Origin of the sequence: Pusillimonas sp. (genome assembly GCF_029263785.1) — a bacterium.
Classification (GTDB): Bacteria; Pseudomonadota; Gammaproteobacteria; order Burkholderiales; family Burkholderiaceae_B; genus Pusillimonas.
This window is the reverse complement of the sequence record NZ_JAJUFE010000075.1, coordinates 1-9,217: the sequence shown is the minus strand read 5'-3', so window position 1 is coordinate 9,217 and position 9,217 is coordinate 1. Positions and strand designations below refer to the sequence as shown.

Below are 9,217 nucleotides of genomic sequence, written 5' to 3'. Positions count from 1 at the left end.
TTTGTGCTGACCAGTGCAGCTGCGCTCGCTCATGGACGCTACGGGAAAAACACAGCGCTTATCCCCACCTTGGCGTTTGCAACCCTGTTGTGTTTGCTGGCATCGGCCCTATTGCCGGCCATTGGTTATGTCATACACGGCTTGTTCCCGCCGGGAGCGCTACATGGCGTCGCCGAAGCTCAGTATCGACTGGGGTTTTTTTATTACATGGGAATATTCTGGATCTGGACCCTGATCTACTTTGGCGTAGGGGCCGAGCTGGCTGCCCGAAATGCTCGCATTTCCAAAATGAAGGCCGAGAACCGCGCCATGTTGCTGGAGCTCGAACATCTGCAAAAACAGATTGAACCGCACTTCCTGTTTAACGCGCTGAACGCAGTGGTGGCGGAAATCTCAGACAGGCCGGCGCTGGCCGAAGAGTTGACGCGCCGTTTGGCCGACTACCTGCGCTACTCACTGGATAGACGGGGACGGGGCACGTCGAGGCTTGATGAGGAACTCGAGGCGGCAGAGTCGTATATACGCATTCAGGCGTTGCGGTTCGATGAGCGATTGGAGTTTCGGAGCAGGGTCGATCCTGCGGCCCTGGATTTTGAGCTGCCCCACATGACCTTGCAAGGCCTGGTTGAAAATGCCATCAAGCATGGGATGCGCGCCGAGTACGAGACATTTCTGATTCAATTGGATGTGCGTTGCAAGGGAGACGAGTTGGTCATTGAGCTTAGCAACCCGGGGCGCTTGCAGACCGCACAGGTCCCCAAGGGAAGCCGGCGGCAGGGCGGACTGGGGAATCTTTCGCGGCGCCTTGCACTGTATTTTCCCGATCGTCACGAGTTTTCCTTGGGGCAGCAGGCTGGATGTACCGTAGCTCGGATCACGCTACGCGGAAAACCGGTAGAGCTCGACATCACGGGTTCCGCAGCCTGACAGGTTCACCCGCTTACTGGCACACCAGAACCCGCGCAACAGTCAGTGAAGAGCTTCGTCGGTGTGCAAGCTGCAGGCGCTATCCTCGGCGTCGGCGTTCCAGTCGATGGCGATAGTGGCATGTTCAATGCCAAACATGTCGTGCAGCGCCTTTTCGACCCGTTTCACTACTATCCGGGCATCGTCGTCGACCAGGGCACGCACGTGCAAGGTGGCCATGGTATGCCCGGATGTCAGTTGCCAGACATGCACATGACTGACTGCAGCCAATCCGGAAACCGAACCCATAAGGCCCTGTTCGAGCTTGTCGGGTGACGCTTCTTCCGGCGCGCCCTCGAGCAGTATATGGAGCGATTTGCTCATCAGCTTCCAGGCGCTGCGTAATATCAGCGCGGCCACCAGAACCGAAAGAATCGGATCAATGGGCGTCCAGCCTGTCAGGTGAATGACGACGGCGGCGGCGACGGCGCCGACCGACCCAAGCAAGTCGCCCATGACATGCAAGATGGCGCCTTTTACATTGACATGCTCGGTGTCGCCGCGCGTCATTATCCAAAGTACAAGCAGGTTCACCAGCAAGCCCAGAACCGCCACGGCCAACATGGTCCCGGCCAGTATTTCGTGTGGTACGAAAAAGCGGCGCCATGCCTCGTAGCAGATCCAGACCACAATACCAAAAAGAGTCAGGGCATTGATGAATCCCGCTATGACTTCGAAGCGCAGGTAGCCAAACGTGCGCTTGCTGTCTGCGGCGCGGCGGCCGAACCGGAACGCAGCATACGCCAAGGCGAGTGCCGCGGCATCGGTCAACATATGTCCGGCATCGGCCAATAGCGCCAGCGACCCGGACAATATTCCCCCCACGGCTTCGACCAGCATGAAGCCAAAGATCAGGACGAACGAGATCAACACCTTGCGTTCGTTGGCGCGGGTGACCGTAGGCGAGTGATCGTGGTCGTGACCGTGATGCGAGTGAGAATGAGCCATTTAAAATTTGACAGGCTAACCGTCTTCAACTTGACCTTCCCATGATGGTAAGCCCTACGCTTGATCATGTCGAATATCACTTTCAGAGCGTCATCATGAATAACGTTGAACTCAGCGATCGTCCGTCAAGCCCGGTAATAAGCCTTCCCATTCAGGGAATGAATTGTGCGGGCTGTGTGGGCCGGGTCGAGGCGGCTCTGGGCAAAGTCGAAGGCGTCGATTCTGTTTCGGTGAACCTGGCCACCGAACGAGCGCAAATCCGGGCTCACCGTAACGTTGACAAAATGGCACTGGTCCAGGCCGTCGAGAAGGCGGGTTACCACGTACCGGCCCAGGTCATCGAGCTGGAAGTGCAGGGCATGAACTGCGCATCGTGTGTCGGCCGTGTAGAAAAAGCGTTGCTCACTGTTCCTGGCGTAGCCGAGGCCTCGGTCAACCTGGCCACCGAACGCGCCACCGTACGAGGCGTGGCAGAGTCCGGGCTCTTGATCGAGGCTGTGGCCGCAGCAGGTTATAAAGCCCGCAGTGTCGATACCACTTCGCAAGCGATGGATGAGGCGGGCGAACGGCGCGATGCCGAACAGTCCAGGCTCAAGCGGGACTTTATCCTGGCCCTTGTCCTGGCCCTGCCTGTGTTCGTCCTGGAGATGGGTTCGCACCTTATCCCAGGCATGCATCAATGGATCGACGCCGCTATCGGAATGCAACAAAGCTGGTATTTGCAGTTCGTGCTGACTCTGGCAGTCTTGGCGATACCCGGTCGTCGCTTCTACCAGCAGGGCTTCCCCGCGCTCTTTCGATTGGCTCCCGACATGAATTCACTAGTGGCGGTAGGCACCCTGGCTGCCTTCGGCTATTCGGTTGTTGCCACCTTTGCGCCTAGCCTTCTTCCATCGGGTACCGTGAATGTGTATTACGAGGCTGCCGCTGTCATCGTTGCGTTGATCTTGATGGGACGGTATCTCGAAGCCCGGGCAAAAGGCCGTACCACGCAGGCCATCAAACGGCTGGTCGGCTTGCAAGCCAAGGTCGCGCATGTTCAACGAGACGGTCGCACGATCGACATCCCTATCAGCGATGTGGTCGTCGGCGACATCGTCGAGGTACGTCCCGGACAGCGGGTGCCTGTAGATGGAGCCGTCATCGAAGGCAGCAGCTTTGTCGATGAATCCATGATTACCGGTGAACCCATTCCTGTCGAGAAAGCACCAGGAAGCAAGGTGGTTGGCGGAACTGTCAATCAGCAGGGTGCCTTGACATTCCGGGCGACGGCTGTAGGAGCCGACACCATGCTGGCCCAGATTATTCGGATGGTCGAGCAGGCCCAGGGGGCCAAGCTTCCGATTCAGGCCGTGGTCGACAAGGTCACGTTGTGGTTCGTCCCGGCGGTCATGCTGGCGGCACTGCTTACCTTCCTGGTGTGGTTGATTTTCGGACCTTCTCCTGCACTGACATTTGCGTTGGTCAATGCTGTGGCCGTGCTCATCATTGCATGTCCCTGCGCCATGGGGCTGGCTACCCCTACGTCGATCATGGTGGGAACGGGCAGGGGTGCCGAGATGGGGGTTTTATTCCGGCAAGGCGAGGCATTGCAACAACTGAAAGATGTCAAGGTTATTGCGGTAGACAAGACCGGCACCCTGACGCAAGGACGGCCTGCGCTTACCGATCTTGGCATTGCAGAGGGTTTTGATCGGACAGATGCGCTTGCCAAGGTGGCGGCGGTGGAATCGCGCTCTGAACATCCGATCGCCAGGGCGATCGTGGAAGCCGCCAGAAATGAGAATCTGGAGGTTCCCGTGGCAAGCGGCTTCCAGTCGGTGTCGGGCATCGGCGTGTACGCGGATGTAGAGGGTGTGCGGGTTCAGATCGGCGCCGCTCGATACATGCGTGACCTGGGTCTTGACATCGAGGCATTTGCGCCGACGGCCCAACTTCTTGCCGGCCAGGGCAAGTCGCCTTTGTACGCAGCGATTGACGGTCGCCTGGCCGCGATAATTGCCGTAGCGGATCCGATCAAGCCAAGCACCCCTGCGGCTATTCAGGCATTGCATCAATTGGGCCTGAAGGTGGTGATGGTAACCGGAGACAACACACAGACAGCGCAGGCAATCGCCAAACAGCTTGGAATCGACGATGTAGTGGCCGAAGTTCTGCCCGAGGGCAAGGTAGAAGCGGTGCGGCATTTGAAAGACATCTACGGTACGCTGGCTTTTGTAGGCGATGGTATCAACGATGCGCCGGCTCTTGCCGAAGCCGATATAGGCATGGCAATAGGTACCGGCACCGATATCGCAATGGAATCTGCAGACGTGGTGCTTATGTCTGGCGATATGCAGGGTGTGCCCCGTGCTATTGCACTGTCTCACGCCACCATACGCAATATTCATCAAAACCTGTTCTGGGCATTTGCATATAACACGGCTTTGATTCCCGTGGCGGCGGGCATACTGTACCCCGCCTGGGGCATCTTGCTGTCCCCCATCTTCGCCGCCGGTGCGATGGCGCTATCCAGTGTTTTTGTTCTGGGCAATGCCCTGCGTTTGCGACAGTTTCAGGTATCCGAAACACGGGCGCAGCAGGCGTGAGGGTCCGGCCGTTCGAGTCGGTTTTCTTGTGGGTGGTTACTTGCAGGTCAGACGTTTGCGCACGTACCCGGAACAGGCATAAAATCGGTTTCCCGCGCTGCATCTTCCCCGAACGATGTGGCGTGCGGCCTAACCGACATCCAGATGTGATGTTACGCGGGTGTAGTTCAATGGTAGAACGGCGGCTTCCCAAGCCTCAAGCGTGGGTTCGATTCCCATCACCCGCTCCACTTCAACTTTCCAGGTACTTCCAGCTAAGTGCGCTGACTGCCGGTGCAAAACGGTACGAAGCCCGTGAGACCGGCTGTGCATGCTCAGATGGCGTCGACGGTGATGGACGATGGCGTTATAAGTTTGCCCTCGTCAGTGCGCGGTCGCGGTGCTGGCTGGCCGCCGGCGGGCAACCCACCAGCCGGTGACGGTGTAGACCAATATGGTCGAACCCACTAGGCCGGCGCCGAACACCAAAGCGATCAGTAACCAGTCGACAGGCCCGGCCGCATCGGTGAAGCCCGAGGACGAAACCTTCGCCATCAAAACCAGGGCGAGTGCTCCACCAATGACGCCCAGCCCCGTTGAACGCACCCAGCGTCGTGAGTCGAGGCCCTTCTCGCGCACCAGCAGCACGGCGAACGCGAGCAGGCCCAGGATGACGACGGCCAGCAAAATCCAGAGCCAGGGGCCGAGCATCTCCTGGAAGACAGCCAGCAGGATGAAGGGATCAAGTTCTTTCATGGCAGTTTCTCCTCAGGCGCGGCCGCGCAGCATGCTGATGTAGGTGGGCTTGAGCGCCATGGTCTTCATGACCCAGCTGACCCACAGCTCCTCCAGCGGTGCGATCACGCCGGGAAAGGAAGGAACCAGGTTGTTTTGGTAATCGAATTCGACCAGCATGGCCCGACCCAGCCGCGTAATGAGGGGGCAGGAGGTGTAGCCGGTGTAGAGCGCATCGGAGGTCTTGCCCGCGATCTCGGCGACGATATGGTCGACTGCGACGGGTACCTGCCACTTAACGCTCGCGGCGGTCTTGCCCTTTGGCACGCCGGCGATGTCGCCCACGCCGAAGATGTTGCGGTAGCGCACGTGGCGCAGAGTGCCCTTGTCGACCTCCATCCAGCCTTCAGCAGCCCAGGGACCGGACTGCCAGGGGAGCGGACTGTTGCGGATGGGCTCGGGCGCGCGCATGGGGGGAATGACGTGGATGAAGTCATAGCCCTGTTCCTCGGTTCCCGAAGGAGTGCTGAACGTGGCGATGCGCTTGCCCGGATCAATGGTTTTGAGAACGCGCTCGTAGTTCACCTGGATGCTGCGTTCCTGGAACAGCATGCGTACCTTCTCCGACACTATGGGGACGCTGAACAGAGTCTTGTTGTTCGAGTTGTAGACGACCTCTGCCTTGCTGCGCTGACCGCGCCGGCTCAGGTAGTCGTCCGTGATGAACGTGTACTTCAGCGGCGCGCCCGCACACTTCATCTCGGTGTTAGGGCGCAGGAATATACCGCGGCCACCCTTGTCTGCGAAGTCCGACATGGCTTTCCACGTAGCTTCGGCTTTTGCAGGGCTATGGTAGATGCTGCCGATGCCGTGCCGGCCGATCAGTTCCTCGCTCATGCCTTCGATCAGACCGTACTCCAGCTTCATGCCGGTGGCGACTACGAGAAAGTCGAAGGCATAAGCCTGACCGCTCTCCGTGACCACCTTCTTGCCCTCCGGGTCGAACTCGGCGACTCGTTCTTGCACCAGCTCGACGCCTGCAGGCACGTATTCAGCGGTGGAGGAGATCACGTAGCTGGCTGGCTTGATGCCCGAGCCCACAAGCGTGAAGCCTGGTTGGTAGAAGTGCTCTTTGCGCGCATCGATTAACGTGATCTTCGCGCCGTCCAGCGCTCTGGAAAGGCGTGATGCCGCCGCCAGTCCTGCGGCGCCAGCGCCGGCAATGACGATGCGAGCCGTGGTTTTGACCTTATTTGCAGCGTTCGCAATGTCCGGTGTGAACGCGATGCCCGCGGCACCGGCGGCTCCGATCGCCAGCAAAGCACGGCGTTTCTTGAGCGGTTGGTCCATTGCAGTCTCCTTCGATTCGGTGATGGGGTTGTTTCATGGTCTCGCGCCCGTTCATTTCGGCGCGCAGTAAATTTCCCATAGCATGCGCATGATGCGCACGACGTTGTCGTTGGCCAGCCGGTAGTAGACGTACTTTCCCTCCTTCTCGGTTTCGACCAGGCCCTCCGTTCGCAGCACAGCCAACTGCTGCGACAAGGTGGGTTGGCGAATACCAGTGATCGCTTCCAGTTCGCCCACGTTGTGGCGAGAGGACGCGATCTGGCACAGCAGCATCAGGCGGTCTTCGTTGGCAAGAACCTTGAGCAAGGCGCACGCTTCGCCAGCGTGCTCGCGCAGTTGCTCAGGCGTTCTCAAGTTGCCCTTGTTGAACGTTGACATCGTAGTTTTCTCTGTGAGAAGGATAAACAAATTATAATATATAAATATATAAATCGATATGTGGAGTTATTCCCGTGATTTCGATGGTTTTTGAATGGCCTGCCCGCTTGCCGTTCCCGCTCGCTATCAAGGTTCGCCGATGAGAGAGGCTGACACATCCAGACGATGCACTGCGTTTGCGCGCTGGCTGCCGCTGTTGTCCTGGGGGAAGAACTACGACCGGGGGCTGTGGTCTGCAGACATGCTCGCTGCCGGCATCGTCACGCTCATGCTGATTCCGCAGAGTCTGGCTTACGCCATGCTGGCCGGCCTGCCACCCCAGGCCGGCCTCTATGCAAGCATGCTTCCCCTGTTGGCCTATGCCTTGTTTGGCAGCAGCCGCACATTGGCGGTCGGGCCTGCAGCGGTGACCTCGTTGATGACAGCAGCAGCCGTGGGAAAGGTTGCTGCGGTGGGTACATTGGACTACTGGACGGCCGCGCTTGTGCTGGCTTTGTTGTCGGGGCTTATGCTGATGCTCATGGGCGTGTTGCGTCTTGGCTGGCTGGCAAACTACCTGGGGCACCCTGTCATATCCGGCTTCATTTCGGCGTCCGGCCTGCTGATTGCTTTGAGCCAGGCGAAGCACGTCCTGGGAATCACGGCCTCAGGCGATACCCTGCCGGAGTTGGTTACTGCGCTTTGGAAAGGTTTGCCACAGATCAACGGTCCTACCGTGGTCTTGGGGCTGTCCGCCCTCTTGTTCCTCTGGTTGGCGCGCAGTCGGCTCAGGCCGTGGCTGTGCCGGATCGGTATCGGACCGCGCTGGGCCGATGCACTCGCCAAGGCGGGGCCTGTGGCAGCGATCGCAGCGACGACGGCCGCGGTGTGGTTCTGGGATCTGGCCGAGCGCGGCGTGCGGGTAGTGGGTGCCGTGCCGCAGGGGCTTCCGCCGTTCACGCCCCCTGCATGGAACCCGACCTTGTGGCAGGAGCTGGCCGTACCGGCGCTGCTTTTGAGCGTGGTCGGGTTCGCCGAATCCATTTCAGTGGGGCAGACACTCGCAGCCAAGCGGCGCCAGCGCGTCGAGCCCGACCAGGAACTGGTCGCGCTGGGGGCAAGCAATGTGGCGGCGGCCTTTACGGGCGGACTGCCGGTAACGGGCGGCTTCTCTCGTTCTGTGGTCAATTTTGATGCAGGCGCTCAAACACCGGCAGCGGGAATTTACACCGCCATTGGTATCGCCGTTGCTACCCTCATGCTCACTCCGCTGCTGCACCACCTGCCGCAAGCCACGCTGGCGGCCACCATCGTGGTGGCGGTACTGTCGCTCGTCGATATGGGCATGCTCAAGCGCACATGGCGGTACTCCCGATTCGATTTCACGGTGGTTGCGGTCACGCTCGTCACGACCTTGCTGGCGGGGGTGGAGGCCGGCCTGATTGCCGGCGTTGGCCTGGCGCTGATGTTGCACCTGTACCGTAGCAGCCGGCCTCACGTGGCCGTCGTCGGGCAGGTACCCGGCACTGAACACTTCCGCAATGTCCTTCGACATGCGGTGCGCACCAGCCCCCGGGTGCTGGGGCTTCGCATCGACGAAAGTCTGTATTTCGCCAATGCGCGCTTTTTGGAGGATCGCATCAATGAGGCGGTTGCGGATCTCCCTGAGCTTCAGCACGTGGTGCTGCAGTGCTCGGCCATCAACGATATTGATGCGAGCGCTCTCGAAAGCCTGGAGGCGATCGAGATGCGTTTGAACGATGCGGGCATCCGCCTTCATCTGTCGGAGGTGAAGGGGCCGGTGATGGACAAACTTGCCCGCACGTCATTCCTGAAGAACCTCAGCGGACGGGTTTACCTTACCCACTACCAAGGCATTGCGGACCTGGCCCCCGAGAGCCTGGCTTGACCCCCACGCAGGTCCTGGCTGTGCGCCGGATTGCGGGCGACAACGGCGCCCCACCCGTTCAGCGCGAGAAGACGGCTACGGTGCCAAACACGCACATACCCAGTTAATTTCATCGAAAAAATAGGGGATTTCGTCGAAAAAAGGTTGTCTCGAACGAATTGCAGCGGTCAGACTTCAGTGGAATTTTTTGTATTAGTTTGTTGTCATGCGTACGGTTTCAGACACATGTGAATCTGATCCTCCACTGTGTGTTCCCGGCGGTTGGTAACAAGCGCTTACAGAGACGGCTGACCATGCAAACACCATTTCTTGTCGGGCAAAGAATTATTCCCACGCTGCGACCAAGCGTCTTGCGGCTGGCAGTGGTATCTGCCTTGGGCGTGTA

Annotated in this window: 7 protein-coding genes and 1 tRNA gene; 4 read left to right on the top strand and 4 right to left on the bottom strand. The window is 59.3% G+C overall.

Features of this window, described 5'->3' with window-relative positions; translation table 11 throughout:
- The coding region (locus Q1J88_RS12360) for a histidine kinase (protein WP_301118028.1) at positions 1-927 on the top strand (927 nt) is incomplete at its 5' end.
- 42 nt (positions 928-969) lie between these two features.
- Here the strand turns inward: Q1J88_RS12360 and Q1J88_RS12355 are convergent.
- Positions 970-1,914 carry a cation diffusion facilitator family transporter gene (locus Q1J88_RS12355; protein WP_301118027.1) on the bottom strand — a complete coding sequence of 315 codons (945 nt, stop codon included), beginning with the start codon at positions 1,912-1,914 and terminating at the stop codon, positions 970-972.
- Between the two features lie 95 nt (positions 1,915-2,009).
- Here Q1J88_RS12355 and Q1J88_RS12350 point away from each other — a divergent pair, with 95 nt between their 5' ends.
- Together Q1J88_RS12350 and Q1J88_RS12345 are read left to right on the top strand one after the other, a co-directional pair.
- Positions 2,010-4,502: a heavy metal translocating P-type ATPase gene (locus tag Q1J88_RS12350; protein ID WP_301118029.1), complete on the top strand. Its 2,493-nt coding sequence runs from the start codon at positions 2,010-2,012 to the stop codon at positions 4,500-4,502.
- 156 nt (positions 4,503-4,658) lie between these two features.
- Positions 4,659-4,732: transfer RNA gene (locus Q1J88_RS12345), tRNA-Gly, on the top strand.
- A gap of 133 nt (positions 4,733-4,865) precedes the next feature.
- Here Q1J88_RS12345 and Q1J88_RS12340 read toward each other — a convergent pair.
- The 3 genes from Q1J88_RS12340 to Q1J88_RS12330 are packed head-to-tail and all read right to left on the bottom strand — an operon-like array spanning position 4,866 to position 6,944.
- Positions 4,866-5,237: a DUF5368 domain-containing protein gene (locus Q1J88_RS12340; protein WP_301118025.1), complete on the bottom strand. Its 372-nt coding sequence runs from the start codon at positions 5,235-5,237 to the stop codon at positions 4,866-4,868.
- 12 nt (positions 5,238-5,249) lie between these two features.
- Positions 5,250-6,566 carry an FAD/NAD(P)-binding oxidoreductase gene (locus Q1J88_RS12335; RefSeq protein WP_301118024.1) on the bottom strand — a complete coding sequence of 439 codons (1,317 nt, stop codon included), beginning with the start codon at positions 6,564-6,566 and terminating at the stop codon, positions 5,250-5,252.
- A 51-nt stretch (positions 6,567-6,617) separates the two neighbouring features.
- Complete coding sequence (locus Q1J88_RS12330; RefSeq protein WP_301118023.1) at positions 6,618-6,944, bottom strand: metalloregulator ArsR/SmtB family transcription factor; 327 nt, start codon at positions 6,942-6,944, stop codon at positions 6,618-6,620.
- 139 nt (positions 6,945-7,083) lie between these two features.
- Here Q1J88_RS12330 and sulP point away from each other — a divergent pair, with 139 nt between their 5' ends.
- Complete coding sequence (gene sulP / locus Q1J88_RS12325) at positions 7,084-8,832, top strand: SulP family inorganic anion transporter (RefSeq protein ID WP_301118022.1); 1,749 nt, start codon at positions 7,084-7,086, stop codon at positions 8,830-8,832.
- Positions 8,833-9,217 lie beyond the last annotated feature (385 nt).